Origin of the sequence: Izhakiella australiensis, assembly GCF_002006995.1 — a bacterium.
Classification (GTDB): domain Bacteria; phylum Pseudomonadota; class Gammaproteobacteria; order Enterobacterales; family Enterobacteriaceae; genus Izhakiella; species Izhakiella australiensis.
In genome coordinates, this window is sequence record NZ_MRUL01000030.1 from 1 (window position 1) to 26929 (window position 26929).

25 protein-coding genes and 1 riboswitch are annotated in these 26929 nt (G+C 53.9%); of the genes, 16 read left to right on the forward strand and 9 right to left on the reverse strand.

The window, feature by feature from the left end:
- From BTJ39_RS22670 to rpoC, 9 genes are all read left to right on the forward strand, one after another.
- Positions 1 to 146, forward strand: a 146-nt coding sequence (locus tag BTJ39_RS22670; RefSeq protein WP_479684394.1) for an EF-Tu C-terminal domain-related protein, incomplete at its 5' end; no start/stop codon positions are given.
- Between the two features lie 227 nt (positions 147 to 373).
- Entirely contained in the window at positions 374 to 757 is a 384-nt protein-coding gene (gene secE / locus BTJ39_RS22675) for a preprotein translocase subunit SecE (RefSeq protein WP_078004956.1), read from the forward strand.
- A 1-nt stretch (position 758) separates the two neighbouring features.
- A complete protein-coding gene (gene nusG, locus BTJ39_RS22680; protein WP_078004957.1) occupies positions 759 to 1304 on the forward strand; it encodes a transcription termination/antitermination protein NusG in 546 nt (181 codons plus the stop codon).
- A 158-nt stretch (positions 1305 to 1462) separates the two neighbouring features.
- Positions 1463 to 1891, forward strand: coding sequence for a 50S ribosomal protein L11 (rplK, locus tag BTJ39_RS22685; RefSeq protein WP_078004958.1), 429 nt, complete (start codon positions 1463 to 1465; stop codon positions 1889 to 1891).
- Between the two features lie 3 nt (positions 1892 to 1894).
- Positions 1895 to 2599 (forward strand): 50S ribosomal protein L1, encoded by a 705-nt coding sequence (rplA, locus tag BTJ39_RS22690; RefSeq protein ID WP_078004959.1) that lies wholly within the window; start codon positions 1895 to 1897, stop codon positions 2597 to 2599.
- A 354-nt stretch (positions 2600 to 2953) separates the two neighbouring features.
- Positions 2954 to 3451: a 50S ribosomal protein L10 gene (rplJ, locus tag BTJ39_RS22695; RefSeq protein ID WP_078004960.1), complete on the forward strand. Its 498-nt coding sequence runs from the start codon at positions 2954 to 2956 to the stop codon at positions 3449 to 3451.
- Between the two features lie 60 nt (positions 3452 to 3511).
- Entirely contained in the window at positions 3512 to 3880 is a 369-nt protein-coding gene (rplL, locus tag BTJ39_RS22700) for a 50S ribosomal protein L7/L12 (protein ID WP_078004961.1), read from the forward strand.
- Between the two features lie 322 nt (positions 3881 to 4202).
- Positions 4203 to 8231 carry a DNA-directed RNA polymerase subunit beta gene (gene rpoB / locus BTJ39_RS22705; RefSeq protein ID WP_078004962.1) on the forward strand — a complete coding sequence of 1343 codons (4029 nt, stop codon included), beginning with the start codon at positions 4203 to 4205 and terminating at the stop codon, positions 8229 to 8231.
- 88 nt (positions 8232 to 8319) lie between these two features.
- On the forward strand, positions 8320 to 12540 hold the full coding sequence (rpoC, locus tag BTJ39_RS22710) for a DNA-directed RNA polymerase subunit beta' (RefSeq protein WP_078004963.1): 4221 nt from the start codon (positions 8320 to 8322) through the stop codon (positions 12538 to 12540).
- A gap of 60 nt (positions 12541 to 12600) precedes the next feature.
- On the opposite strand, the gene BTJ39_RS24700 is transcribed toward rpoC, so the two are convergent.
- The gene (locus BTJ39_RS24700) at positions 12601 to 12780 is read right to left on the reverse strand and encodes a DUF1127 domain-containing protein (protein WP_139356404.1); all 180 of its coding nucleotides are present in this window, start codon (positions 12778 to 12780) and stop codon (positions 12601 to 12603) included.
- A 158-nt stretch (positions 12781 to 12938) separates the two neighbouring features.
- On the opposite strand from BTJ39_RS24700, the gene BTJ39_RS22720 reads away from it, so the two are divergent.
- Complete coding sequence (locus tag BTJ39_RS22720) at positions 12939 to 14360, forward strand: aminotransferase-like domain-containing protein (RefSeq protein WP_078004965.1); 1422 nt, start codon at positions 12939 to 12941, stop codon at positions 14358 to 14360.
- Between the two features lie 152 nt (positions 14361 to 14512).
- On the opposite strand, the gene thiH is transcribed toward BTJ39_RS22720, so the two are convergent.
- From thiH to BTJ39_RS22755, 6 genes are all read right to left on the reverse strand, one after another.
- A complete protein-coding gene (gene thiH, locus BTJ39_RS22725; RefSeq protein WP_078004966.1) occupies positions 14513 to 15649 on the reverse strand; it encodes a 2-iminoacetate synthase ThiH in 1137 nt (378 codons plus the stop codon).
- On the reverse strand, positions 15646 to 16425 hold the full coding sequence (locus tag BTJ39_RS22730; protein WP_078004967.1) for a thiazole synthase: 780 nt from the start codon (positions 16423 to 16425) through the stop codon (positions 15646 to 15648). Before BTJ39_RS22730 ends, thiH begins: the two co-directional genes overlap by 4 nt.
- 1 nt (position 16426) lies before the next feature.
- Entirely contained in the window at positions 16427 to 16627 is a 201-nt protein-coding gene (gene thiS / locus BTJ39_RS22735; protein ID WP_078004968.1) for a sulfur carrier protein ThiS, read from the reverse strand.
- Complete coding sequence (locus BTJ39_RS22740; protein WP_078004969.1) at positions 16608 to 17372, reverse strand: HesA/MoeB/ThiF family protein; 765 nt, start codon at positions 17370 to 17372, stop codon at positions 16608 to 16610. Before BTJ39_RS22740 ends, thiS begins: the two co-directional genes overlap by 20 nt.
- Positions 17363 to 18007 (reverse strand): thiamine phosphate synthase, encoded by a 645-nt coding sequence (thiE, locus tag BTJ39_RS22745; RefSeq protein ID WP_078004970.1) that lies wholly within the window; start codon positions 18005 to 18007, stop codon positions 17363 to 17365. The genes BTJ39_RS22740 and thiE overlap by 10 nt, the downstream gene beginning before the upstream one ends.
- A 305-nt stretch (positions 18008 to 18312) precedes the next feature.
- Positions 18313 to 18413: riboswitch (TPP riboswitch) on the reverse strand.
- A gap of 138 nt (positions 18414 to 18551) precedes the next feature.
- Positions 18552 to 19058, reverse strand: coding sequence for an Rsd/AlgQ family anti-sigma factor (locus tag BTJ39_RS22755; protein WP_078004972.1), 507 nt, complete (start codon positions 19056 to 19058; stop codon positions 18552 to 18554).
- Between the two features lie 83 nt (positions 19059 to 19141).
- On the opposite strand from BTJ39_RS22755, the gene nudC reads away from it, so the two are divergent.
- The 6 genes from nudC to BTJ39_RS22785 all read left to right on the forward strand — a co-directional run bounded on the left by nudC (position 19142) and on the right by BTJ39_RS22785 (position 23582).
- Entirely contained in the window at positions 19142 to 19915 is a 774-nt protein-coding gene (gene nudC / locus BTJ39_RS22760) for an NAD(+) diphosphatase (RefSeq protein WP_078004980.1), read from the forward strand.
- Between the two features lie 69 nt (positions 19916 to 19984).
- The gene (gene hemE, locus BTJ39_RS22765) at positions 19985 to 21052 is read left to right on the forward strand and encodes a uroporphyrinogen decarboxylase (protein WP_078004981.1); all 1068 of its coding nucleotides are present in this window, start codon (positions 19985 to 19987) and stop codon (positions 21050 to 21052) included.
- 2 nt (positions 21053 to 21054) lie between these two features.
- Positions 21055 to 21723 (forward strand): deoxyribonuclease V, encoded by a 669-nt coding sequence (gene nfi / locus BTJ39_RS22770; protein ID WP_078004973.1) that lies wholly within the window; start codon positions 21055 to 21057, stop codon positions 21721 to 21723.
- 66 nt (positions 21724 to 21789) lie between these two features.
- On the forward strand, positions 21790 to 22380 hold the full coding sequence (locus tag BTJ39_RS22775; protein ID WP_078004974.1) for a YjaG family protein: 591 nt from the start codon (positions 21790 to 21792) through the stop codon (positions 22378 to 22380).
- Positions 22381 to 22568: 188 nt separating this feature from the next.
- A complete protein-coding gene (hupA, locus tag BTJ39_RS22780; protein ID WP_078004975.1) occupies positions 22569 to 22841 on the forward strand; it encodes a nucleoid-associated protein HU-alpha in 273 nt (90 codons plus the stop codon).
- Between the two features lie 87 nt (positions 22842 to 22928).
- Positions 22929 to 23582 carry a DUF1481 domain-containing protein gene (locus BTJ39_RS22785; RefSeq protein WP_078004976.1) on the forward strand — a complete coding sequence of 218 codons (654 nt, stop codon included), beginning with the start codon at positions 22929 to 22931 and terminating at the stop codon, positions 23580 to 23582.
- 35 nt (positions 23583 to 23617) lie between these two features.
- On the opposite strand, the gene purD is transcribed toward BTJ39_RS22785, so the two are convergent.
- Together purD and purH are read right to left on the reverse strand one after the other, a co-directional pair.
- A complete protein-coding gene (gene purD / locus BTJ39_RS22790) occupies positions 23618 to 24898 on the reverse strand; it encodes a phosphoribosylamine--glycine ligase (RefSeq protein ID WP_078004977.1) in 1281 nt (426 codons plus the stop codon).
- Positions 24899 to 24916: 18 nt separating this feature from the next.
- Entirely contained in the window at positions 24917 to 26506 is a 1590-nt protein-coding gene (gene purH, locus BTJ39_RS22795) for a bifunctional phosphoribosylaminoimidazolecarboxamide formyltransferase/IMP cyclohydrolase (protein WP_078004978.1), read from the reverse strand.
- Positions 26507 to 26929: the final 423 nt, after the last annotated feature.

The following is a 26929-nucleotide window of genomic DNA, read 5'->3' on the forward strand; positions in this document are numbered from 1 at the left end:
GCGTAGAGATGGTAATGCCAGGCGACAACATCAAAATGAATGTTGAGCTGATCCACCCGATCGCCATGGACGACGGTCTGCGTTTCGCAATTCGCGAAGGCGGCCGTACCGTTGGCGCGGGCGTTGTGGCAAAAGTTATCGCTTAATTTCGATAACATTTGACGCGACCTGACGGAAAGGGCATCATTTGATGCCCTTTTTGTGCGCTGCGATATAGAACCTGGCTCATCAGTGATTCAGCTGCATAATCATTGCTGAGGCAGGCTCTGTTGATCGGCGTTGAGCACCGAGTTACGCCTGACAGCCTCATTCGGTTTGGAAGCCCTGCAATGCAGGGAAAATTAGTTTCTGTTTATTGTGGCAGGTTGTTTTTATGAGTACGAATACCGAAGCTCAAGGAAGCGGTCGCGGCCTCGAAGTTATCAAGTGGTTGGTTGTTATCGCACTGCTGTTAGCTGCGATTATCGGCAATTTCCTTTACCGCGACGTGATGCTGCCGGTTCGCGCACTGATTGTAGTTATCCTGTTCGCAGCGGCAGGCGGCATTGCTTTGCTGACAACTACCGGAAAATCGACCGTTACCTTTGCTCGTGAAGCTCGCACCGAGGTGCGCAAGGTTATATGGCCAACGCGTCAGGAAACGCTGCACACCACTTTAATCGTTGCCGCGGTTACTGCCGTGATGTCACTGATTTTGTGGGGACTGGATGGTATTCTGGTTCGTATTGTATCGTTTATCACTGGCCTGAGGTTCTGAGATGTCTGAAGCTCCAAAAAAGCGCTGGTACGTCGTCCAGGCGTTCTCCGGTTTTGAAGCCCGCGTAGCCACATCACTGCGTGAGCACATCAAATTGCACAACATGGAAGAGCTGTTTGGCGAAGTCATGGTTCCGACTGAAGAAGTCGTGGAAATCCGTGGCGGCCAGCGTCGTAAAAGCGAGCGCAAGTTTTTCCCAGGCTACGTACTGGTTCAGATGGTAATGAACGACGCCAGCTGGCACCTGGTGCGTAGCGTACCCCGCGTAATGGGATTCATCGGCGGCACTTCCGATCGCCCCGCGCCTATCAGCGATAAAGAAGTTGATGCGATCATGAATCGTCTGCAGCAGGTAGGCGATAAGCCGCGTCCGAAAACGCTGTTTGAACCGGGTGAAATGGTTCGGGTTAACGACGGTCCTTTTGCCGACTTCAACGGTGTCGTTGAAGAAGTTGATTACGAGAAAAGCCGCCTGAAGGTTTCGGTTTCCATCTTTGGCCGTGCAACACCGGTTGAGCTGGACTTCCACCAGGTTGAGAAAGGCTAACGCTTCGCTTATCGCGTTTAACTTTTAAGTCTTGCAGCAGGCGTGAAATTGGTCTAAAATTTCGCGCCTTTTGTTTTTATGCGCTTTCAGAATCGGGCGCATGAATATTAACGTCGGGGAGCTTCTCTGAAGCGCTACTACCCAATAGAGGATATATCATGGCTAAGAAAGTCCAGGCCTATGTCAAGCTGCAGGTTGCAGCTGGTATGGCAAACCCAAGCCCGCCGGTCGGTCCGGCTCTGGGTCAACAGGGTGTTAACATCATGGAATTCTGTAAAGCGTTTAACGCCAAAACAGAATCGCTGGAAAAGGGTCTGCCGATTCCGGTTGTTATCACCGTTTATTCTGACCGTTCTTTCACCTTCGTTACCAAAACCCCGCCGGCGGCTGTTCTGCTGAAAAAAGCGGCTGGTATTAAGTCTGGTTCCGGTAAGCCGAACAAAGACAAAGTTGGTAAAGTGACGCGTGCTCAGGTACGTGAAATTGCAGAAACCAAAGCTGCGGATATGACTGGTGCCGATGTAGAAGCGATGAGTCGCTCTATCGAAGGCACTGCTCGTTCCATGGGCCTGGTCGTGGAGGACTAAGATATGGCTAAGCTGACCAAGCGCATGCGCGTGATCCGTGAAAAAGTTGATGCAACTAAACTGTATGACATCAACGAAGCTGTTTCTCTGCTGAAAGAACTGGCGACCGCTAAATTCGTTGAAAGCGTGGACGTTGCTGTAAACCTCGGCATCGATGCACGTAAATCCGATCAGAACGTACGCGGCGCGACCGTTCTGCCGCACGGTACTGGCCGTTCAGTACGCGTTGCCGTCTTTACCCAGGGTGCTAACGCTGAAGCCGCTAAGGCTGCAGGCGCTGAACTGGTAGGGATGGAAGACCTGGCTGAGCAGATCAAAAAAGGCGAAATGAACTTTGACGTTGTTATTGCTTCTCCGGATGCAATGCGCGTTGTTGGCCAGTTAGGCCAGGTTCTGGGCCCGCGCGGCCTGATGCCGAACCCGAAAGTAGGTACTGTAACGCCTAATGTTGCTGAAGCGGTTAAAAACGCTAAAGCAGGCCAGGTTCGTTACCGTAACGACAAAAACGGCATCATCCACACCACCATCGGTAAAGTGGACTTTGATACTGACAAACTGAAAGAAAACCTGGAAGCTCTGCTGGTTGCGCTGAAACGCGCTAAGCCTGCACAGGCTAAAGGCGTTTACATCAAGAAAGTCAGCATCTCCACCACGATGGGCGCCGGCGTTGCCGTCGATCAGTCTGGTCTGAGCGCTGTAGCAAACTAAGTTTTGCTGCTTGAAGTGGGCGAATTTTTCATCTAGAATCTTACGCCCACTGCATTTTAAGTGCGGAACGATTTTGACTCTTGTGGGAAGTCAACTGCGAAGGCCTGGTGTCGTAGCAGCTAACTACCGCAAGAGGAGGTTGGAGTCAGGCCCTATCCTGACCTCCGTCCAAGACCGCAGGCGTCTCTTTGAGACTTAATCCTTACCTGCGTAGACGGTGACAGAACCGAAAAGAATTTTTTCTTAACTGGATTCTGCTCACCGTGTTTTAGCGCTCATCTCCTGTTTTCAGGTAATGAGTGAAGTGAGTTCCGGAGAAATTATTCTCCGGTCAAATCCAGGAGCAAAAAGCTAATGGCATTAAATCTTCAAGACAAACAAGCGATTGTTGCTGAAGTCAGCGAAGTAGCCAAAGGCGCGCTGTCTGCGGTTGTTGCCGATTCTCGCGGCGTAACCGTAGATAAAATGACCGAACTGCGTAAAGCAGGTCGTGAAGCTGGCGTATACATGCGTGTTGTTCGTAACACCCTGCTGCGCCGCGTTGTTGAAGGTACTCCTTTCGAGTGCCTGAAAGACACGTTCGTCGGTCCGACCCTGATTGCATACTCTATGGAACACCCGGGCGCTGCTGCTCGTCTGTTCAAAGAGTTCGCGAAAGCGAATGCAAAATTTGAGGTCAAAGCTGCAGCCTTTGAAGGTGAGCTGATCCCGGCGGCCCAAATCGACCGTCTGGCAACTCTGCCGACTTACGAAGAAGCACTGGCACGTCTGATGTCGACCATGAAAGAAGCCGCTGCCGGCAAACTGGTTCGCACTCTGGCCGCCGTTCGCGATGCGAAAGAAGCTGCATAAGCCTTTTTCGTACGCGGTCGCTAACGTATAAACTATTTCTGATTGTTAGGAACAATTGTCATGTCTATCACTAAAGATCAAATCCTGGAAGCCGTTGCCGCTATGTCCGTAATGGACGTTGTTGAGCTGGTTTCTGCAATGGAAGAAAAATTCGGCGTTTCTGCTGCTGCTGCTGTAGCTGTAGCTGCTGGCCCGTCAGCTGAAGCTGCTGAAGAAAAAACTGAGTTCGACGTCGTTCTGAAAGCTGTTGGCGCTAACAAAGTTGCTGTTATCAAAGCAGTACGTGGCGCAACTGGCCTGGGCCTGAAAGAAGCGAAAGATCTGGTTGAGTCTGCACCAGCTGCGCTGAAAGAAGCCATCAGCAAAGACGACGCTGAAGCTCTGAAAAAATCTCTGGAAGAAGCTGGCGCTGAAGTTGAAGTTAAATAAGCCAACCCTCCAGGTTGCAGCCTGACCTGTCAGGCTGATGGCTGGTGACTTTTTTGGTCACCAGCCTTTTTGCGCTGTAGAGCATCAATGGGATTTCGCACTGTTTAGCCATTGATTAGCTTAATATCTTTTTCTATCGACGACTTAATATACTGCTTTCCTGCACGGGTTCCCTGCCCATGCAAAAGCAATGAAATGATTTAAGAGTGATAGAAAGACGTATTAGAAGGGCGGAACGCCTTTCACAAAGAAAATAGTGTTGCATGAACTGTCCTCCAGGACGGACAGAGTGGGTCGACTTGTCAGCTAGCTGAGGAACCCTATGGTTTACTCCTATACCGAGAAAAAACGCATTCGTAAGGATTTTGGTAAACGTCCGCAAGTGTTGGACATACCTTATCTCCTTTCTATCCAGCTTGACTCGTTCCAGAAGTTTATCGAGCAAGACCCTGAAGGCCAGTACGGATTAGAAGCCGCATTCCGTTCTGTCTTTCCTATCCAGAGCTACAGCGGTAACTCCGAGCTGCAATATGTCAGCTACCGCCTGGGCGAGCCGGTATTTGACGTTAAAGAATGTCAAATCCGCGGCGTAACCTACTCTGCACCGCTACGCGTAAAATTGCGTCTGGTGATCTACGAGCGTGAAGCGCCTGAAGGCACCGTAAAAGACATTAAAGAACAAGAAGTGTACATGGGCGAAATTCCGCTCATGACCGAAAACGGTACCTTTGTTATCAACGGTACCGAGCGTGTTATCGTTTCTCAGCTGCATCGTAGCCCTGGCGTCTTCTTTGACAGCGATAAAGGTAAAACCCACTCTTCGGGTAAAGTGCTTTATAACGCACGCATCATCCCTTACCGCGGTTCATGGCTGGACTTTGAGTTCGACCCGAAAGATAACCTGTTCGTTCGTATTGACCGCCGTCGTAAGCTGCCGGCCACTATTATTCTGCGCGCACTGAATTACACCACGGAACAGATCCTCGATATGTTCTTTGAGAAGGTGGTGTTTGAAATTCGTGACAATAAGCTGCAGATGGAGCTGGTGCCTGAGCGTCTGCGTGGCGAAACGGCCTCTTTCGATATCGAAACAAACGGTACCGTATACGTAGAAAAAGGCCGTCGTATCACAGCGCGCCATATCCGCCAGCTGGAAAAAGATGGCGTTGAGCATATTGAAGTACCGGTTGAATATATTGCCGGTAAAGTTGTTGCGCGTGATTACGTTGACGAGAACACTGGCGAGCTGATTGTTTCCGCTAACATGGAACTGTCGCTGGATCTGCTGGCTAAACTGAGCCATGCCGGTCACAAGCGTATTGAAACGCTGTTCACCAACGATCTGGACCACGGTCCGTACATGGCGGAAACGCTGCGCGTCGACCCGACCAGCGATCGTCTGAGCTCGCTGGTTGAAATCTATCGTATGATGCGTCCTGGCGAGCCGCCAACGCGTGAAGCCGCAGAAAATCTGTTTGAGAATCTGTTCTTCTCAGCCGATCGTTACGATCTGTCAGCCGTTGGACGTATGAAGTTCAACCGTTCGCTGAGCCGTGATGAGATCGAAGGTTCAGGCATTCTGAGCAACGATGACATCATCGAAGTGATGAAAAAGCTGATCGATATCCGTAACGGTAAAGGTGAAGTCGATGATATCGATCACCTCGGCAACCGCCGTATCCGTTCCGTTGGCGAAATGGCAGAAAATCAGTTCCGCGTGGGTCTGGTGCGCGTCGAGCGTGCGGTGAAAGAGCGTCTTTCACTGGGCGACCTTGATACGCTGATGCCGCAGGATATGATCAACGCCAAGCCGATCTCCGCCGCAGTCAAAGAGTTCTTTGGTTCCAGCCAGCTTTCTCAGTTTATGGACCAGAACAACCCGCTGTCTGAGATTACCCACAAGCGTCGTATTTCTGCGCTGGGTCCAGGCGGTCTGACTCGTGAGCGTGCAGGCTTTGAAGTGCGTGACGTACACCCGACTCACTATGGTCGCGTATGTCCGATCGAAACGCCTGAAGGTCCGAACATCGGTCTGATTAACTCGCTGTCTGTTTATGCGCAAACTAACGAATACGGCTTCCTTGAAACGCCGTATCGTCGCGTCGTTGACGGCATCGTTACCGATGAAATTCATTACCTTTCTGCTATTGAAGAAGGTAACTACGTCATTGCCCAGGCGAACACCAACCTCGACGATAACTTTGCGTTTGTTGATGACCTGGTAACCTGCCGTAGCAAAGGCGAATCAAGCTTGTTCAGCCGCGATCAGGTTGACTACATGGACGTATCCACCCAGCAGGTGGTTTCCGTCGGTGCGTCACTGATACCGTTCCTGGAACACGACGATGCTAACCGTGCGCTGATGGGTGCCAACATGCAACGTCAGGCGGTGCCGACTCTGCGCGCTGATAAGCCGCTGGTTGGTACCGGTATGGAGCGTGCGGTTGCGGTTGACTCCGGCGTAACCTCCGTTGCGAAACGCGGCGGTAGCGTGCAGTACGTTGACGCCTCTCGTATCGTTATCAAAGTTAACGAAGACGAGATGTATCCGGGCGAAGCCGGCATCGATATTTATAACCTGACCAAATACACCCGTTCTAACCAGAACACCTGCATCAACCAGATGCCGTGTGTGTCGCTGGGTGAACCGGTTGAACGTGGCGATGTGCTGGCCGATGGTCCTTCTACTGACCTGGGTGAGCTGGCGCTGGGGCAGAACATGCGCGTCGCGTTCATGCCGTGGAACGGTTATAACTTCGAAGACTCCATTCTGGTGTCTGAGCGCGTGGTTCAGGAAGACCGCTTCACCACTATCCACATTCAGGAACTGGCCTGCGTGTCGCGTGACACCAAGCTGGGGCCGGAAGAGATCACCGCTGATATCCCCAACGTGGGTGAGGCTGCGCTCTCCAAGCTGGATGAATCAGGCATCGTTTATATCGGTGCGGAAGTAACCGGTGGCGATATTCTGGTCGGTAAAGTGACGCCTAAAGGCGAAACTCAGCTGACGCCGGAAGAAAAACTGCTGCGTGCGATTTTTGGTGAAAAAGCCTCTGACGTGAAAGACTCGTCATTGCGTGTGCCAAATGGCGTATCCGGTACCGTTATCGACGTTCAGGTCTTTACCCGCGATGGCGTGGAAAAAGACAAGCGTGCGCTGGAAATTGAAGAGATGCAGCTGAAGCAGGCCAAAAAAGACCTGACTGAAGAACTGCAGATCCTTGAAGCTGGCCTGTTTACCCGTATTCGTACTCTGCTGGTTGCCGGCGGCGTTGAAGCGGAGAAACTGGATAAGCTGCCGCGTGAGCGCTGGCTGGAACTCGGTCTGACTGACGAAGAGAAGCAGAATTCTCTGGAGCAGCTGGCTGAGCAGTACGATGAGCTGAAGCACGAGTTTGAGAAAAAACTCGAAGCTAAGCGCCGCAAAATCACTCAGGGCGACGACCTGGCACCTGGCGTGCTGAAGATCGTTAAAGTCTATCTGGCGGTTAAACGTCAGATCCAGCCTGGTGACAAAATGGCGGGCCGCCACGGAAACAAAGGTGTTATCTCCAAGATCAACCCGATCGAAGATATGCCTTATGACGAAAACGGCACGCCGGTTGACATCGTACTGAACCCGCTGGGCGTACCATCGCGTATGAACATCGGTCAGATTCTCGAAACCCACCTGGGCATGGCGGCGAAGGGCATTGGTGAGAAAATCAATGCGATGCTGAAGAAGCAGGAAGACGTTGCCAGACTGCGTGAGTTTATCCAGCGTGCTTACGATCTGGGTGCTGACGTGCGTCAGAAGGTTGACCTGAGCACCTTCTCTGATGACGAAGTGCTGCGCCTGGCTGAGAACCTGAAGAAAGGTATGCCGATTGCTACGCCGGTGTTTGACGGTGCGAAAGAGGCGGAAATTAAAGAGCTGCTGCAGCTGGGCGATCTGCCGACTTCCGGTCAGATTACCCTGTTTGACGGCCGCACCGGTGAACAGTTCGAGCGTCCGGTAACCGTAGGTTACATGTACATGCTGAAACTGAACCACCTGGTCGACGACAAGATGCACGCTCGTTCTACCGGTTCTTACAGCCTGGTTACTCAGCAGCCGCTGGGTGGTAAGGCGCAGTTCGGTGGTCAGCGCTTCGGTGAGATGGAAGTGTGGGCGCTGGAAGCTTACGGCGCCGCGTATACCCTGCAGGAAATGCTTACCGTTAAGTCTGATGACGTGAACGGCCGTACTAAGATGTATAAGAACATCGTGGACGGCAACCATCAGATGGAACCGGGCATGCCTGAATCCTTCAACGTATTGTTGAAAGAGATTCGCTCGCTGGGTATCAACATCGAGCTGGAAGACGAGTAACCGAAGTTAGCTCGCAATTGTACTGGTTATGGAGCGCCCGGCTGGGGTCGGGCGTTCCTGAGAGTCTCACTCCGACGGGAGCTAATCCGTGAAAGACTTACTTAAGTTTCTGAAAGCGCAAACTAAAACCGAAGAGTTTGATGCGATCAAAATTGCTCTGGCTTCGCCAGACATGATCCGTTCCTGGTCTTTCGGTGAAGTTAAAAAGCCGGAAACCATTAACTACCGTACCTTTAAGCCGGAGCGCGATGGTTTGTTCTGCGCCCGTATTTTTGGACCGGTAAAAGACTACGAGTGCCTGTGCGGTAAGTACAAGCGCCTGAAGCACCGTGGCGTTATCTGCGAGAAATGCGGCGTTGAAGTGACCCAGACTAAAGTGCGTCGTGAGCGCATGGGTCACATCGAGCTGGCGTCTCCGACTGCCCATATCTGGTTTTTGAAATCACTGCCGTCACGTATCGGCCTGCTGCTGGATATGCCGCTGCGCGATATCGAGCGCGTGCTTTACTTCGAATCCTATGTGGTTGTCGAAGGCGGGATGACTAACCTGGAAAAACGTCAGATTCTGACGGAAGAGCAGTACCTTGACGCGTTGGAAGAATTCGGTGACGAATTTGACGCCAAAATGGGTGCCGAAGCTATCCAGGGCCTGCTGAAAAATATGGATCTGGAGCAGGAATGCGAACAGCTGCGCGAAGAGTTGAATGAAACCAATTCTGAAACTAAGCGCAAAAAGCTGACCAAGCGCATCAAGCTGCTGGAAGCCTTCGTACAGTCCGGCAACAAGCCGGAGTGGATGATTCTGACCGTGCTGCCGGTTCTGCCGCCGGACCTGCGTCCGCTGGTACCGCTGGATGGCGGTCGTTTCGCGACGTCCGACCTGAACGATCTCTATCGTCGTGTGATCAACCGTAACAACCGTCTGAAGCGCCTGCTGGATCTGGCCGCGCCGGATATTATCGTACGCAACGAAAAGCGTATGCTGCAGGAAGCGGTTGATGCGCTGCTGGACAACGGTCGCCGTGGTCGTGCCATCACCGGTTCTAACAAGCGTCCGCTGAAATCACTGGCTGACATGATCAAAGGTAAGCAGGGTCGTTTCCGTCAGAACCTGCTGGGCAAACGCGTCGACTATTCCGGTCGTTCCGTTATTACCGTTGGTCCTTACCTGCGTCTGCATCAGTGCGGTCTGCCGAAGAAAATGGCGCTGGAGCTGTTCAAGCCCTTCATCTACGGCAAGCTGGAGCTGCGTGGTCTGGCGACCACTATCAAAGCCGCCAAGAAAATGGTTGAGCGCGAAGAAGCGGTGGTCTGGGATATCCTGGACGAAGTTATCCGTGAGCACCCGGTTCTGCTGAACCGTGCGCCGACGCTGCACCGTCTTGGTATTCAGGCATTTGAGCCGGTACTGATTGAAGGTAAAGCGATTCAGCTGCATCCGCTGGTTTGTGCGGCATATAACGCCGACTTTGACGGCGACCAGATGGCTGTACACGTACCGCTGACGCTGGAAGCTCAGCTCGAAGCGCGTGCGCTGATGATGTCGACCAATAACATTCTGTCGCCTGCTAACGGCGAGCCGATCATCGTTCCTTCTCAGGACGTGGTTCTGGGTCTGTATTACATGACCCGTGAGAAAGTGAATGGTAAAGGCGAAGGCATGGTGCTGTCCGGTCCGAAAGAGGCCGAACGCGTTTACCGTGCAGGCCTGGCTGAGCTCCATTCGCGTGTTAAAGTCCGTATTACTGAATACGAGAAAAACGAGCAGGGCGAGTTCACCTCAAAAACCGGTCTGGTTGATACCACCGTTGGCCGCGCTATTTTGTGGATGATCGTACCGAAAGGCCTGCCGTTCTCCATCGTTAACCAGGCGCTGGGTAAAAAGGCCATCTCCAAAATGCTGAATACGTGCTATCGCATTCTGGGCCTGAAGCCGACGGTTATCTTCGCTGACCAGACGATGTATACCGGATTTGCCTATGCAGCGCGCTCCGGCGCCTCTGTTGGCATCGATGATATGGTGATCCCGGCGCGTAAAGTCGAAATCATCAGCGAAGCAGAAGCTGAAGTTGCCGAAATCCAGGAACAGTTCCAGTCTGGTCTGGTAACCGCGGGCGAACGCTACAACAAAGTCATCGATATCTGGGCTGCCGCCAACGAGCGCGTAGCTAAAGCGATGATGGAAAACCTCTCAACTGAAACCGTGATTAACCGTGACGGTGAGGAAGAGAAACAGGTTTCCTTTAACAGCATCTTTATGATGGCTGACTCCGGTGCGCGTGGTTCTGCGGCACAGATTCGTCAGCTGGCGGGTATGCGTGGTCTGATGGCTAAGCCGGATGGCTCAATCATCGAAACGCCGATCACCGCTAACTTCCGTGAGGGTCTGAACGTACTTCAGTACTTCATCTCCACGCACGGTGCGCGTAAAGGTCTGGCGGATACCGCACTGAAAACGGCGAACTCCGGTTATCTGACCCGTCGTCTGGTTGACGTGGCGCAGGATCTGGTTGTTACCGAAGATGACTGCGGTACGCACGAAGGCATCCTGATGACGCCGGTTATCGAAGGCGGCGACGTTAAAGAACCGCTGCGTGAGCGCGTTCTGGGCCGTGTGACGGCTGAAGATATCCTCAAGCCGGGCACGGCGGATATTCTGGTTTCCCGTAACACTCTGCTCAATGAGCACTGGTGTGACGTACTGGAAGAAAACTCCGTCGACAGCGTTAAAGTACGCTCCGTGGTAGGTTGTGAAACCGACTTCGGCGTGTGTGCTCACTGCTACGGCCGTGACCTGGCGCGTGGCCACCTGATTAACAAAGGTGAAGCCATCGGGGTTATCGCTGCGCAGTCCATCGGTGAGCCGGGTACTCAGCTCACCATGCGTACCTTCCACATCGGTGGTGCGGCATCGCGTGCGGCGGCAGAGTCCAGTATCCAGGTGAAAAACAAGGGTACTATCAAGCTGAGCAACGCTAAGTCGGTAACTAACTCTTCAGGCAAACTGGTGGTTACTTCACGTAATACCGAACTGAAGATGATCGACGAGTTTGGTCGTACTAAAGAGAGCTATAAAGTGCCTTACGGTGCGGTTATGGCGAAAGGCGATGGTCAGGAAGTTAGCGCGGGCGAAACCGTAGCAAACTGGGATCCGCATACCATGCCGGTTATCACCGAGGTGAATGGTTTCATTCGCTTTGTGGATATGATCGATGGTCAGACCATTACCCGTCAGACTGACGAGCTGACCGGCCTGTCGTCTATCGTGGTTCTGGATACCTCTGAGCGTACCGCTGGCGGTAAAGATCTGCGTCCGGCACTGAAGATCGTTGATGCCAAGGGTGACGATGTAATGATCCCTGGCTCTGATATGCCGGCTCAGTACTTCCTGCCGGGCAAAGCGATCGTTCAGCTTGAAGATGGCGTTCAGATCAGCTCTGGTGACACCCTGTCGCGCGTTCCGCAGGAATCTGGCGGTACCAAAGATATTACCGGTGGTCTGCCGCGCGTTGCCGACCTGTTCGAAGCGCGTCGTCCGAAAGAGCCGGCAATCCTGGCTGAAATTAGCGGGGTTATCTCCTTCGGTAAAGAGACCAAAGGTAAGCGTCGTCTGGTGATTACGCCAATCGACGGCAGCGACCCGTACGAAGAGATGATTCCAAAATGGCGTCAGCTCAACGTATTTGAAGGTGAGCGTGTAGAGCGTGGTGACGTGGTTTCCGACGGACCGGAGTCGCCGCACGACATCCTGCGCCTGCGCGGTATCCATGCGGTTACTCGTTATATCGTCAACGAAGTGCAGGACGTATACCGTCTGCAGGGCGTTAAGATTAACGATAAGCACATCGAAGTTATCGTGCGCCAGATGCTGCGTAAAGCCACCATCAGCGCTCCGGGTCACTCTGAGTTCCTGGAAGGCGAGCAGGTTGAGTTCTCCCGCATCAAGGTTGCGAATCGCGATCTGGAAGCGGAAGGCAAACTGGGCTGCAACTTCGACCGCGATCTGCTGGGTATCACCAAAGCGTCGTTGGCTACTGAGTCGTTCATCTCCGCGGCCTCCTTCCAGGAGACTACCCGCGTACTGACCGAAGCAGCCGTAGCGGGCAAACGCGACGAACTGCGCGGCCTGAAAGAGAACGTCATCGTGGGTCGTCTGATCCCGGCTGGTACCGGCTATGCCTACCATCAGGATCGTATGCGCCGCCGTCAGGCAGGTGAAGTTCCTGCCGCACCGCAGGTTACTGCAGATGAAGCATCCGCCAGCCTGGCTGAGTTGCTGAATGCCGGACTGAACGGTAACGACGATTAATCGTTCTGTTAAGCACTAAAAAACCGCGCTCCGGCGCGGTTTTTTTATGTCTGAAATCGATTACCAGTCGCGACGGATATCCGTGCGGCGCAAGCCGATATCTTTAAGCTGATCATCATTTAGCCTCTCCAGAATACGCCGCGTTTGCCGACGCAGATAAAAGCGATATAGCCAGCTCCCCAGGCGCCGACGAGGGCGTGCCTGTTGTACAACAGTATGCGTAACGGTATGAATTGTCATAGTGGACTCCTTCGCTAACCTGAGACCTATTTTCTCGCCTGATACGCATACCATACAGATGCAAAAAATTACTTTTTTTACCATACAGATTGGCGCATAGTAACGCTGAATGGCGGATATAAGCGCAATCTGTACTGGTATCATTGGGGACGAATGTAATGACTCGCTATCAGCATCTCGCCAGCCTGCTGGCCGAACGCATCGAACAGGGGTTGTATCAGAGCGGCGAACGCCTGCCGTCGGTGAGGATGCTGAGCGGCGAGCATGGTGTTAGCATCAGCACCGTGCAGCAGGCTTATCATCTGCTTGAGGAGCGGCAGCTGATTCAGCCGCAGCCACGCTCAGGCTATTTCGTCGCGCCGCGCAAGGCCACGCCGCCGGTGCCAGCGCTCACTCGCCCGGTACAGCGCCCGGTGGAAATTACGCAGTGGGAGTCGGTGCTGGAGTTGCTCAGCTCGCGTGGCAGTGGCGCTGTCATGCAGCTTGGCAGCGGTATTCCCGATATTTCCCGTTCTACTATAAAGCCGCTATGGCGGGAGATGGTGCGGCTGGGGCATTTACAGGATCCCCGTCTGCTGAACTATGACAGCCTGTATGGCGTGAGCATGCTGCGCGAACAGATTGCCCGGCTGGCAGTAGACAGCGGCTGCCGGTTCAACGCCGATGATGTCGTGATTACCACCGGCTGCCATGAGGCACTGTCTATCTCCATTCGCGCCGTTTGTCAGTATGGCGATATCGTCGCGGTGGAATCGCCAGCGTTCCACGGAACCATGCAAACCTTACGAGGATTGGGGATCCGGGTTATTGAAATCCCGACCGACTCTGTTTCCGGTATCAGCCTTGAGGCACTGGAGCTGGCATTTGAGCAGTGGCCGATAAAAGCGGTGATTGTGGTGCCAAATTGCAACAACCCGCTGGGATTTATCATGCCTGATGCGCGTAAACGCGCCCTCATTTCTTTGGCTCAGCGCTTTGATATCGCCATTATTGAAGATGATGTTTATGGCGAACTAGCGTTTGATTATCCGCGCCCCGTCACCCTGAAATCGCTGGATGGCGACGGACGGGTGCTGCTGTGCAGCTCTTTCTCGAAGACGCTGGCGCCGGGACTGCGCGTTGGCTGGGTAGTGCCCGGGCGCTATTTTGATCGGGTGCTCCATACGAAGTATATCAATACAGGATCGACTGCCGTGCAGCCGCAGATGGCAGCGGCAGAGTTTGTTCGTCAGGGCCACTATATGCCGCACCTGCGCAGAATGCGTCAGCAATATCAGCGTAATCTAAGTGTGATGACCTGCTGGGTACGTCAATATTTTCCCGCCAATATCTGCGTTAGCCGTCCGCAGGGGGGATTTTTGATGTGGGTGGAACTGCCGGAAAACTTTGACGCTGTACGTCTCAATCGCCGTTTGCAGGAGCACGGCGTACAGATTGCAGCCGGGTCGCTATTTTCCGCCTCCGGCAAATACCGCAACTGCTTGCGCATAAATTATGCTCTGCCGTTGGATACGCACAGCGAACAGGCCATCAGACTGCTGGGACAGGCGACTGAGCAAGCGTTAAACGACGGTGGCTGAAGGTGAAGAGGCAGGGCCGGCGGGGAGATGAGAGGAGGGCCGACCCTGGCCGGATACCCGGCAAAACCACCATAGCGCCACCGCGTTCAGATTTGTCAGCCGGATGGCTGATGTGCGGCATTGCTTCCGTACTGGCTGGTTATTTACCGCGACTAAACATTTTGCTGCGAACGACGTCCCAGATAATCATCCCAGTCTTTCCATACCGGTTGCAGTCCGGCGCGCTGCATTGCCTGAGCCACCTGGTCCGGTGAACGATTGTCGTGAGGGGCGAACTGTTCCAGTTCCTGCTGGCCATCAGCATAGCCTCCGGGTTGCGTTTTCGAGAAGGCGCTGATGCTGTTAATTGCCAGCGGCACCACGTTATCGCGAAAGTGAGGCGACTCGCGGGTAGACAGCGACAGCTCGGTCTCCGGTGCAAACAGGCGGAAAGCGCAGATAGTTTGCACCAGCTGCGCTTCGCTCATCACCGAAGCTGGTTCAATACCGCCGGCGCAGGGGCGCAGACGCGGGAAGGATACCGAATAGCGCGACTGCCAGTAGCGTTGCTGTAGCCACTGCAGATGTTCCGCTACCATAAAGCAGTCAGTTCGCCAACTCGGCGATAAGCCGGTCAGGGCGCCGAGGCCGATTTTATCAATGCCGGAACGTCCCAGCCGGTCCGGCGTTTCCAGCCGAAAAATAAAATCCTGCTTATTTCCCCTAAGATGATGCTGCGCATAGGTGCGCGGGTGATACGTTTCCTGGTAAACCAGCACGCCATCCAGGCCCAAAAATTTCAATTCCGCGTAATTGTCCTGCGAAAGCGGCTGAACCTCCATCATCAGCGAACTGAAATGGCGTCGAATCGCCGGAATATGTTGGCGGAAATAGTCCATGCCAACTTTACTTTGATGTTCACCGGTGACCAGCAGCAGCTGGTTAAAGCCCAGCGCGCGTATAGCCTGACACTCACGCTCAATCTCTTCGGCATCCAGCGTCTTACGCTTTATGCGATTGCTCATGGAGAAACCGCAATAGGTACATTCATTGGCGCACAGGTTGGACAGATAGAGTGGAACGTAGAAGTTCACCGTGTTGCCGAAGCGCCGGCGGGTCAGTGCCTGAGCACGCTGTGCCAGCGGCTCAAGATAAGCCTCGGCGGCCGGTGATAGCAGGGCGAGCAAGTGCCCGGAGCTCAGGGTTTCGCTTGCCAGCGCGCGCTCTACATCCTGCGCCGTCTGTGCGTGAATACGGCAGGTAATATCATCCCAGTCCAGATTTTCCCAGCTTTGTACAAAGCTGTTCACTGGCTCACCTCCACCGGCTGTAAAAAGCCGGTCAGGGGGCTGGTGGCTGAGGCGTGGCTCAACACGGCGCCAGGCCCACCGGCGCGGGCCAGCAGCCCGGCTTCGACCGCCAGCCGGAAGGCGTTCGCCATAGTAACCGGATCCCGGGCGACCGCCATGGCGGTATTCACCAGTACCGCATCGGCGCCCAGCTCCATGGCTTCCGCTGCGTGGCTGGGTACCCCTATGCCCGCATCAACCACAACCGGCACATTGGACTGTTCGATGATAATACGTAAGAAATCCCGGGTTTTTAGCCCCTGATTGCTCCCGATCGGCGCGCCGAGTGGCATAACAGCCGCGCATCCCGCTTCGGCCAGGCGTTTGCACAGAACCGGATCGGCGGCACAGTAGGGCAAAACCACAAACCCCTCGGCAACCAGCTTTTCGGCGGCCTTCAGCGTTTCAATCGGGTCGGGCAGCAGATAGCGTGCATCGGGATGTATCTCCAGTTTCAGCCAGCGGGTGCCTAACGCCTCACGTGCCAGCCTGGCGGCGAAAATCGCCTCATCGGCAGTTTTGGCGCCTGAGGTATTCGGGAGCAGATGAATGCCCAGACGTTTCAGCGGCGCTAGCAGGTCGTCTTGTTGATGACGCAAATCGATACGTTTCATTGCCAGTGTGACCAGCTGGCTGCCGGAAGCCTGCAGTGCCGCTTGCATCAGCGCGGGTGAGGCAAATTTTCCGGTGCCGGTAAATAGATGCGAAGTAAAGGTTTCATCTGCGATCGTCAACATATCAGCCCCCGGCAATTGCCTGAAAAATAATAAGGTTGTCATTCTGCCGGAGATGTTGAGAGTCCCAGCATTCGCGCGGCACGATGCGCTGATTTACCGCCAGTGCGCTGCCTTCAGGCGAAATGTTCAGTTTGATAAGCAGTTCACTTAATGTCAGCGTTGTCGTCAGCTCTAACGGGGCATCATTGACTTGAATTTGCATTAGGTCCTCCGCATATCGGGCAGTACTGGCTGGCTGCCAGCGTAAGGTGATGCCAGCTCTGCTGGCGGCCGTCAAACAAGCGCAGTTTGCCGCTATCCACCCGACAGCCCGCGAGCAGTTTAAGTGCCTCAAGGGCTTGCTGAGCTCCCATGATGCCCACCACCGGGCCGAGAACGCCGGCTGTCCGACAGTTATGCAGCGGTTCTGCTTCATCCGGCCACAGACAGCGGTAGCAGCCCTGCGTCCAGGGGGGCGTCAGTAGCAAAAGCTGACCGCTAAAACCAATGGCGCTGGCGGTAATCAGCGGCGTGTTACTGCCAACGCACGCGGCATTGATCGTCTGACGGGCGATCATGTTGTCTGTGCAATCCAGCACCAGATCGATATTACTCAGCAGGGGAGGCAGCGTTTTCTCATCAACGCGACAGCAATGAGCGATAACCTCGATTTGCGGGTTGAGTGCCAGCAGATGATTGCGCGCCAGCTCTGCTTTGGCTTGCCCTGTTTCATCGCTGCGATACAGCACCTGACGCTGCAGATTGCTAATATGAAGCAGATCATCGTCCGCCAGATGCAGCGTGCCGACACCGGCTGCGGCAAGGTACAGGGCGGCAGGCGAACCAAGCCCACCCAGTCCAATAATCAACACGCGTGCCTGATTTAGTTTCTCCTGCCCTTCCAGGCCATATTCCTCCAGCAATAGCTGGCGGCTATAGCGCAGGAAATCGTTATCGTTTAGCGACATACATCTCCCCCGGAACCGGCCAGCGCCAGCAGCTGTGCACAGGCTTTTCGCCAGTCCGTGGCCTGGGTTATTGCGCTGACTACCGCAATGCTGCCGACGCCGGTCGCCAGCACGTCGGGCGCCCGTGCCAGCGAGATGCCGCCGATAGCCACGGTCGGTATTCCTGCCAGGCGGGAAACATGGCGTCTGAGCGTTGGCAATCCCTGGGGAGAAGAGGGCATTTCCTTCGTTTGGGTTGGAAACACATGTCCCAGCGCAATGTAAGAGGGACGGGCAGCGAGCGCCCGGTCGATCTCTTTGTCATCATGCGTAGACAGGCCCAGGCGCAGCCCGGCGGCGTGAATCGCATCAAGATCGGCCACGTCCAGATCCTCCTGCCCCAGATGGACGCCATAGGCCTGATGATGAATAGCCAGCCGCCAGTAATCATTGATAAATACTCTGGCGCGATAGCGACGGCCCAGCGCGATAGCGGCAATTACCGCAGGCTCAGCATCATCGTCTGACAGATCCTTTGCTCGCAGCTGCAGGGTGCGAACACCGCTTTCCAGCAGGCGCTCAAGCCAGCTAACCGAATCGACCACCGGGTAAAGCCCCATCCGCTGTGGCACGGTCGGGAAAGGTGAACGATTCATACTTTGTTCCTCGTCTGGCCGCCGTCTCTCTGATGATAAAATTCGCGGGTGGAAAAGGTTGGATGGCACAGGGTTTTACACGCCGTCAGACGAATAGTCCGCTGAGCGTTCTGAAAGCATAAGCGTCCGGAATTTGGCAAGGTGGAGGGCGATAAAGCCTGAATAAATAATCGAACTGCGGCGCGCGGTTCACGATGGCCGGATTTACTGCTGGTCGACATAGCACGTTCCTTAAGTTCAATGGAAGTTGCTTGTCTGGAGCCCGGAGGGAGTAAGCGTGCGAACAGGACAACGTATGCCGCAGGATGGTGTTTACTCTTGTTCCCTTCGCAGGTATTAGCCTGATCAGGTTCCGCGGATCCCGAATTAACGGTCTCAGCCCCGTAGGGCACTCCGACAAGAATTTAAAGATTGAGTCTACCCTGCGCTGTTTAAGCGTCTGATCTCTCATGAAGACCAGCAAACCTGGCGCTCAAAATTTAAAACCCCTCCAGCATAGAGAGGCTGGTAACAAACTACAAGGATGAATTCTGTGGGGCGGCCTTTATGCCGGTCGAACCAGATAGCCGTCGTTTGCCGCTACTGGCTTTCCCAGATTATTATCCAGCGTTAGCTGAATCAGCTTATCTTCCAGCGTGAAGCGTGACTCCAGAATTTCGCCAATTTCTGACAGCGCAGTCTGAAACTCAAGGCAGTTATCCTGATCGATCGCCGCTTCAAGATGCGTATCATAAAGTTCCATCAGCGCGTCGGTATTCGCCTGCAGCGCCGGGTAAATTTGTGCCGCAGCCTGCAGTGGATTGCCTTCAGTCATTTCTTCGATGATCCGTTCATAAATGCTGAAATGACCGGTAGACAGATAATCGACAAGGTTCTGACAGAAATCATCAAGCGCTTTTTCGTCGAGCGCAGTTAGAGAATCCCTGTTAGGCTTGATGCCAACCATGCGGTAATAGGCAACCAGTAGCTGACGGCGGGAATGCAGCCAGTGATCCACCAGATCGTTACTACCCCCTACGCGTTCGGTCAGAATATTCAACTGGTTAAGCATGTGCTACTACTCCGTGAGTGATTATCAGCATTGGCCCTGACACCAGAAAATGGGAAATCCGGAAAGCTGAGGATATGTATGTTATGGAACGTGAGATTTCAAGCTTAGACTCTGGCTGGTGGATTGTCAGCCATGAACATAAACTTTGGTTACCAAAAGGTGATTTACCCTATGGTATTGCCGCGGATTTTGCCCTGGCGGGATCGCGAGGATCGCCGATCGGGGAATGGCAAGGGGAACCGGTCTGGCTGATCCGTGAAAATCGATCGGAACATATGGGATCGGTTCGACAGCTGATCGATCTCGATCCTGGGCTGTTTCAGCTGGCCGGGCGCGGTGTACAGCTGGCGGAGTTTTATCGCTCCCACCGCTGGTGCGGCTATTGCGGCCATGAAATGCATGCCAGTAAAACAGAATGGGCCAGCCTTTGTGGTCACTGCCGTCAGCGCTATTACCCGCAGATCGCGCCCTGTATTATCGTCGCTATCCGCCGTGGACCGGAGATTTTACTGGCCCAGCACACTCGCCATCGCAACGGTATCTATACCGTACTTGCCGGGTTTGTCGAGGTTGGCGAAACCCTTGAGCAGACGGTAGCCCGTGAGGTCATGGAAGAAAGCAATCTCCGTGTTAAAAATTTACGCTATGTCACCTCACAGCCTTGGCCTTTCCCGCAATCACTGATGACGGCTTTTATGGCGGAGTATGAGAGCGGCGAGCTGCGCCATGATCCGAAGGAACTACTGGACGCAGGTTGGTATCGCTACGATGCGCTGCCGCTGCTGCCACCGCCGGGAACCGTCGCCCGGCGCCTGATTGAAGACACCGTTGCGCTATGTCGCGTCGCGGAGGAATAGTAAACCCGCCAGTAAACCAGGATGGGGCCGCGTGTTACATTGGCGGGTAATTATATTGAGAGAATGGATATGAGTGAACTGAAGAACGATCGTTACCTGCGCGCCTTGCTGCGCCAGCCGGTAGATGTGACGCCTGTATGGATGATGCGCCAGGCCGGTCGCTATCTGCCCGAATATAAAGCAACTCGCGCTCAGGCGGGTGATTTTATAGCGCTGTGTAAAAATGCTGAACTGGCCTGTGAAGTGACGCTTCAGCCGCTACGCCGCTATCAGCTGGACGCCGCAATTCTGTTTTCAGATATTCTCACCATCCCTGATGCAATGGGCCTGGGTCTCTACTTTGAAGCCGGTGAGGGGCCGCGCTTCTCTTCGCCGGTAACCTGCCGCAGAGACGTGGATAAACTGCCGGTGCCAGACCCTGAGCAGGAGCTAGGCTACGTGATGAATGCAGTACGCACCATCCGTAAAAATTTACAGGGTGAGGTACCGCTGATCGGTTTTTCCGGCAGCCCCTGGACGCTGGCTACTTATATGGTTGAAGGCGGTAGCTCCAAAGCGTTTACCAAACTTAAAAAGATGATGTACGCCGAACCGGAAACGTTGCATCTGATGCTGGATAAGCTGGCGGACAGCGTGATGCTCTACCTGAACGCGCAGATCCGCGCCGGTGCTCAGTCGGTAATGATTTTCGACACCTGGGGCGGCGTGCTGACCGGGCGGGACTATCGCGATTTTTCATTGCATTACATGCATAAGATTATTGATGGCTTGTTGCATGAAAACGAAGGCCGCCGGGTGCCGGTCACCATGTTTACTAAAGGTGGCGGTCAGTGGCTGGAGGCGATGGCCGATACCGGCTGTGACGCCCTGGGGCTGGACTGGACTACGGATATTAGTGATGCCCGCCGGCGCGTTGGCGATAAAGTTGCTCTGCAGGGCAATATGGACCCGTCAATGCTTTATGCCGCGCCAGAACGCATTGAGCAGGAAGTTGCAACTATCCTTGCCGGGTTTGGCGAGGGGAGCGGCCATGTGTTTAACCTTGGCCACGGTATTCATCAGGATGTTCCTCCTGAACATGCCGGTGCTTTTGTTGAGGCCGTTCACACGCTATCACGGAAATATCACCAGAGCTGATTATGGATATGCAGGCACTGCGCCAACAGCAGATTATGCGGGCGACGGAAATTATACGGACAGATGACTTTGACGTTATGCCGCCGCGCCTGATTGCCGGCGCCGATGTTGGATTTGAGCAGGGCGGAGACATTACCCGCGCGGCGATTGTGATCCTTGAGTACCCGTCGCTGAAGCCCGTTGAGTATCAGCTGGCGCGTATAGCAACGCAGATGCCCTATATTCCAGGCTTCCTTTCCTTCCGTGAAACGCCGGCTCTGATGCAGGCATGGTCGCAGCTCGAACTCAAACCTGACCTGCTGTACGTCGATGGTCACGGTATTTCCCATCCAAGGAGGCTGGGCGTTGCGGCGCATTTTGGCTTGCTGGTGGATACGCCAACGATCGGCGTAGCGAAAAAGCGTTTGTGCGGCGAGTATCAGCCGCTTGATGCCGCGCCAGGCTCCTGTCAGCCCCTGCATCATAAAGGAGAGAAGATAGGCTGGGTGTGGCGCAGTAAAGCCCGCTGTAATCCGTTATTTATTTCTACCGGTCACCGTGTCAGCCATGATACGGCCTTGCAGTGGGTTGAAAATGTGATGGCCGGCTACCGCTTGCCTGAACCGACGCGCTGGGCCGATGCGGTCGCTTCGCGGCGTCCGGCGTTTTTACGTTGGCAGCAGGACAGCTGAATAACAGATCCGCGATGCGGGTTTCAGGTACAATGCCGCCAGAATTGTGATTAAAGAGACGGTGCTATGTTACGTAACCCTATTCATCTGCGGCTTGAGAAGCTTGAAAGCTGGCAGCACGTTACCTTCATGGCCTGCCTGTGTGAAAGAATGTTCCCTAATTACTGGGCGTTCTGTCAGCAGACTGGCTTTGCGGATGGCATGCTCTACCGCCGTATCCTCGATCTTGTCTGGGAGACGCTGGTAGTCAAAGACGCCAAAGTCAATTTCGACTCCCAGCTGGAAAAGTTCGAAGAGGCGATTCCGGCAGCAGAAGAGTTCGACGTTTACGGAGTCTATCCGGCGATTGATTCCTGCGTTGGTTTGAGCGAATTACTTCACTCGCGTCTGAGCGGCGATACGCTTTCTCATGCCGTCGCCGTCAGTGAGGCCTCGATTACCTCGGTGGCAATGCTGGAAATGACCCAGGCTGGTCGAGAAATGAGCGATGATGAGTTAAAAGAAAACCCTGCTGTGGAAGAGGAATGGGACATTCAGTGGGAAATTTTTCGCCTGCTGAGCGCCTGTGAAGAGCGCGATCTGGAGTTGATTAAAGGGCTACGATCCGACCTGCGCGAAGCCCCAATAAGTAATATCGGTATAAATTTTCAGCAATAAGACAATAAAACGTGACTTCAGGCCTGATTTGTCGTGCCTTTAGGCTTCACATTAGCCCCCACTCTGGTCTACATTTGGGGGGCTGAAAAATGTGGCTATCGGTGCGTGACTGCTGGAGAGTGCCAGAAACTGGTTTTCCCCTCGCACTCGATGCTTAGCAAGCGATAAATACACTGTAAGGATAACTTATGAACAAGACTCAACTGATTGATGTAATTGCGGACAAAGCGGACCTGTCTAAAGCCCAGGCGAAAACTGCTCTGGAATCCACTCTGGCTGCAATTACCGAGTCTCTGAAAGAAGGTGATGCTGTACAACTGGTTGGTTTTGGTACTTTCAAAGTTAACCACCGTGCTGAGCGTACCGGCCGCAACCCGCAGACTGGCAAAGAAATCAAAATCGCTGCTGCAAACGTTCCGGCTTTCGTATCCGGCAAAGCTCTGAAAGACGCTGTTAAGTAATAACGAGCAGTAAAGAATTAAACAGGGGGGCGATTTCGCCCCTTTTGTTTTACTGTACTCGTTAGACCTCTCGAATCGGACGTACCGATGCGTATTCGCACCCTTTTCCTGCTGTGTGGGTTGGCTCTGCTGGTTGGCTGCAGCTCCCATAAGGCATTACCTGACTTTACCGCCAGCGGTTACCTGGCAGACCGTGGCGCAGTGCGCATCTGGCGCAAAAATCATGGCGATACGGTTCATATGCTAACCGTCTACACGCCGTTTTCAGACGCAAATGTAGAAGTGACTGATTATACCTGGCAGCAAAAACATTTGATGTCAGTGGAACGTCATATAAAGGGCAGCAAGCCTGATGATGTCACCCTGCGTTTTGACAGCGGCGGAAAGCTGAGTTTCATGCAGCGTCAGCTCGCCGGGCATCGCGAGGCGCTGAGTGACGATGACGTTGCTCTCTACCAGTTTGATGCGCAGCGAATGCTGCAGATTAGCGATGCCTTGCTGGATGGGCGGGTGGTGTTACATCAGGGGCGCTGGCAGCCGGATAACACGGTAATCAGCTGCCACAATCAACAGGTTGACCCATCCTTTGATGAACATGCGCGTCAGGTCATCCGGCAAATTCAGGGCACCGGCCAGACGCCAGTCAGCGTTGCCTGGCTGCAGGCGGCGCAGGGGACGCAACTCTTATTGGTAACAACACAGGATCTGTGCGCGACAGAACCTAAAGAGCAGAGTTTCTGAAAAAGGCGGGATAGGCTCCCGCCTGAACAGCAGGCTTACCGGCGGTTAATTGCGCGATAGCCGATATCTTTGCGGCAGAAGCTGCCTTGCCAATTGATATGCTGCGCCAGCTCATAGGCGCGTTTTTGCGCCGCCGCCACGTCTTCACCCAGCGCTGTGACGCACAGAACGCGCCCCCCATTGGTTAACACGCGTTCTGCGACCAGACGGGTTCCGGCATGAAACACCTTGCCGTCCTCTGCTTCTTCAAGTGGCAAACCGTGAATTTCATCGCCGGTGTTGTAATGCCCGGGATAGCCGCCAGCGGCCAGAACCACGCCAAGGGAAGGGCGTGGATCCCATTGTGAGTCTTTATGATGTAGCTTACCCTCGCAGGCGGCCAGGCAGAGCTCAACCAGGTCGGATTGGAGACGCAGCATGATGGGCTGCGTCTCCGGGTCGCCAAAGCGGCAGTTGAACTCGATCACCTTCGGCTGTCCGTCTTTGTTAATCATCAAACCGGCGTAGAGGAAGCCCGTATAGACGTTGCCTTCTGCGGACATACCCTGCACGGTTGGAATGATAACTTGCTCCATGATGCGCTGATGGATTTCATCGGTAACCACCGGGGCGGGTGAGTAAGCTCCCATTCCCCCGGTATTAGGGCCGGTGTCCGCATCGCCAACGCGTTTATGATCCTGGCTGGTTGCCATCGGCAGGATGTGTTCGCCATCAACCATGACAATAAAGCTGGCTTCTTCGCCATCAAGAAACTCTTCTACCACTATCCGACTGCCAGCATCGCCAAACGCATTACCTGCCAGCATATCGCGAACGGCTTCCTCCGCTTCCTGCAGCGTCATTGCGACGATCACGCCTTTACCGGCAGCCAGGCCGTCGGCTTTAATAACAATGGGCGCGCCTTTTTGCTGGATGTAGGCCAGTGCGGGTTCCACTTCGGTAAAGTTTTGGTATTCCGCCGATGGAATCGAATGACGCGCAAGGAAATCTTTGGTGAAAGCTTTGGAGCCTTCCAGTTGGGCTGCGGCTTTGGTCGGACCAAAAATCATCAACCCCTCAGCGCGAAACGCATCGACCACACCGGCTACCAGCGGCGCCTCAGGACCAACGATAGTCAGATCGATACCTTCCGATTTGGCAAAATTAACCAGCGCAGCAATATCCATCACGCTGATATCAATATTTTTTAAGGCGGGTTCCAGTGCGGTTCCGGCGTTTCCTGGCGCAACATATACCGTATTAGTCAGCGGTGACTGTGCGGCTTTCCAGGCTAATGCGTGCTCACGGCCACCATTGCCAATAACTAAAATTTTCATTGTCGCATCCTTCGTTGATTAATGACGGAAATGGCGCATATCGGTAAATATCATTGCAATGCCGTGCTCATCAGCGGCGGCGATAACTTCGTCATCGCGAATAGAACCTCCCGGCTGGATTACGCAGGTCACGCCGACGGCTGCGGCAGCATCAATGCCATCCCGGAAGGGGAAGAATGCATCTGACGCCATAGCCGATCCTTTGACCTCCAGCCCTTCATCGCTCGCTTTTATGCCGGCAATTTTCGCGGAATAAACCCGGCTCATCTGACCTGCGCCGATGCCGATCGTCATGTTCTCTTTGGCATAAACGATGGCATTGGACTTGACGAACTTCGCCACCTTCCAGCAGAACAGGGCATCACTCAACTCCTGAGCATCAGGCTGGCGCTTAGTGACGACACGGAGTTGGTCTGCGTCAACCATACCGAGGTCCCGGTCCTGAACCAGTAATCCGCCATTAACGCGCTTGAAATCCAGCCCGGCGACGCGCTGTTGCCATTGGCCGCAGGTCAGTACGCGTACGTTTTGCTTAGTTGAGGTGATTTTTAGCGCCGCTTCGCTGGCTGCAGGCGCGATGATTACTTCGACAAACTGACGGCTGATTATTGCCTGAGCGGTTTCTTCATCCAGTTCACGGTTGAAGGCGATGATGCCGCCAAAAGCAGAGGTGGGATCGGTTTTCCACGCGCGTTCGTAGGCATCAATAATCGAATGGCTAACGGCTACACCGCAGGGGTTGGCGTGCTTAACGATAACGCAGGCGGGGTCGGCAAATTCTTTCACGCACTCCAGCGCCGCGTCGGTGTCAGCAATGTTGTTATAGGAAAGCGCTTTGCCCTGATGCTGCTGTGCGGTAGCCACCGAGGCTTCATGCAGGTTTTCTTCAATATAAAACGCCGCCTCCTGATGGCTGTTTTCACCGTAGCGCATATCCTGCTTCTTGATAAAGTTAAGGTTCAGCGTGCGGGGAAAGCGGCCGGAAGCTTTGTTTCTGTCAGCATGGTAGGCGGGGACCATGGTGCCAAAGTAGTTGGCAATCATGCTGTCATAGGCTGCTGTATGTTCGAAGGCTTTGATGGCCAGATCAAAGCGCGTGGCTAAAGTCAGTGAGTTTTCATTGCTGTCCATTTCTGCAACGATGGCCTGGTAGTCGCCGCTATTTACCACGATGGCAACGTCTTTATGGTTTTTTGCTGCCGAGCGAACCATCGTTGGTCCGCCGATATCTATATTTTCCACTGCATCTTCAAGAGAGCAGTCGGGCCTGGCGACGGTTTGAGCAAAGGGATAAAGATTGACGACCACCATATCAATCGGCGCGATCTGATGCTCTGCCATAATGCCATCATCCTGTCCCCGACGTCCCAGAATGCCACCATGGATCTTTGGGTGCAGAGTCTTAACGCGTCCGTCCATCATTTCCGGAAAGCCGGTGTGGTCAGATACTTCAGTAACTGGCAAGCCTGCTTCCGCCAGTAGACGGGCGGTTCCGCCTGTAGAAAGAAGCTCCACGCCACGTTGGCAAAGCGCCCTGGCAAATTCAAGAATACCGGCTTTGTCAGAAACGCTGAGCAGCGCGCGACGTACAGGACGAAGTTGTTGCATGGATAAAATCCCCTGGCTTTGTTAGCGACAAATATATTTCAGGTTAAGAGCGTTACCTGAATCTTAGTCTGCGAAGACCTGATTCAGGTAACGTCCTTTATTGCATTCTGGAGGCCGCTCGGAAATTTTTGCGCTGGCATTGTAACGAAATCGTTTGCGTGGCGCTCGGAAAAATTCTGCGAGACCGCGCTCTGTGGATAAATCTGTGTACAAGTGGGTATAAGCAGCGCTTTTGCTGTGGAATGCAGCAAACGATCAAAAATGATCGTTTTAATGATTGCACGACAGCAAGAAGCCCCTATAATGCGCACCCACTGACACGGCACGGCGGCAACGCTGGCAGGTCAGTCCGGCAGGCGCCGGAGCGGAGAAAAATTCTGAAAAATGAATTGACTCTGAAAGAGGAAAGCGTAATATACGCCA

Excerpts from the sequence above, each read along its gene's own strand:
- secE (WP_078004956.1), top strand. The coding sequence starts at position 374 with ATGAGTACGAATACCGAAGCTCAAGGAAGCGGTCGCGGCCTCGAAGTT.
- nusG (WP_078004957.1), top strand. The coding sequence starts at position 759 with ATGTCTGAAGCTCCAAAAAAGCGCTGGTACGTCGTCCAGGCGTTCTCC.
- rplK (WP_078004958.1), top strand. The coding sequence starts at position 1,463 with ATGGCTAAGAAAGTCCAGGCCTATGTCAAGCTGCAGGTTGCAGCTGGT.
- rplA (WP_078004959.1), top strand. The coding sequence starts at position 1,895 with ATGGCTAAGCTGACCAAGCGCATGCGCGTGATCCGTGAAAAAGTTGAT.
- rplJ (WP_078004960.1), top strand. The coding sequence starts at position 2,954 with ATGGCATTAAATCTTCAAGACAAACAAGCGATTGTTGCTGAAGTCAGC.
- rplL (WP_078004961.1), top strand. The coding sequence starts at position 3,512 with ATGTCTATCACTAAAGATCAAATCCTGGAAGCCGTTGCCGCTATGTCC.
- rpoB (WP_078004962.1), top strand. The coding sequence starts at position 4,203 with ATGGTTTACTCCTATACCGAGAAAAAACGCATTCGTAAGGATTTTGGT.
- BTJ39_RS24700 (WP_139356404.1), bottom strand. The coding sequence starts at position 12,780 with ATGACAATTCATACCGTTACGCATACTGTTGTACAACAGGCACGCCCT.
- BTJ39_RS22720 (WP_078004965.1), top strand. The coding sequence starts at position 12,939 with ATGACTCGCTATCAGCATCTCGCCAGCCTGCTGGCCGAACGCATCGAA.
- BTJ39_RS22730 (WP_078004967.1), bottom strand. The coding sequence starts at position 16,425 with ATGTTGACGATCGCAGATGAAACCTTTACTTCGCATCTATTTACCGGC.
- thiS (WP_078004968.1), bottom strand. The coding sequence starts at position 16,627 with ATGCAAATTCAAGTCAATGATGCCCCGTTAGAGCTGACGACAACGCTG.
- BTJ39_RS22740 (WP_078004969.1), bottom strand. The coding sequence starts at position 17,372 with ATGTCGCTAAACGATAACGATTTCCTGCGCTATAGCCGCCAGCTATTG.
- thiE (WP_078004970.1), bottom strand. The coding sequence starts at position 18,007 with ATGAATCGTTCACCTTTCCCGACCGTGCCACAGCGGATGGGGCTTTAC.
- BTJ39_RS22755 (WP_078004972.1), bottom strand. The coding sequence starts at position 19,058 with ATGCTTAACCAGTTGAATATTCTGACCGAACGCGTAGGGGGTAGTAAC.
- nudC (WP_078004980.1), top strand. The coding sequence starts at position 19,142 with ATGGAACGTGAGATTTCAAGCTTAGACTCTGGCTGGTGGATTGTCAGC.
- hemE (WP_078004981.1), top strand. The coding sequence starts at position 19,985 with ATGAGTGAACTGAAGAACGATCGTTACCTGCGCGCCTTGCTGCGCCAG.
- nfi (WP_078004973.1), top strand. The coding sequence starts at position 21,055 with ATGGATATGCAGGCACTGCGCCAACAGCAGATTATGCGGGCGACGGAA.
- BTJ39_RS22775 (WP_078004974.1), top strand. The coding sequence starts at position 21,790 with ATGTTACGTAACCCTATTCATCTGCGGCTTGAGAAGCTTGAAAGCTGG.
- hupA (WP_078004975.1), top strand. The coding sequence starts at position 22,569 with ATGAACAAGACTCAACTGATTGATGTAATTGCGGACAAAGCGGACCTG.
- BTJ39_RS22785 (WP_078004976.1), top strand. The coding sequence starts at position 22,929 with ATGCGTATTCGCACCCTTTTCCTGCTGTGTGGGTTGGCTCTGCTGGTT.
- purD (WP_078004977.1), bottom strand. The coding sequence starts at position 24,898 with ATGAAAATTTTAGTTATTGGCAATGGTGGCCGTGAGCACGCATTAGCC.
- purH (WP_078004978.1), bottom strand. The coding sequence starts at position 26,506 with ATGCAACAACTTCGTCCTGTACGTCGCGCGCTGCTCAGCGTTTCTGAC.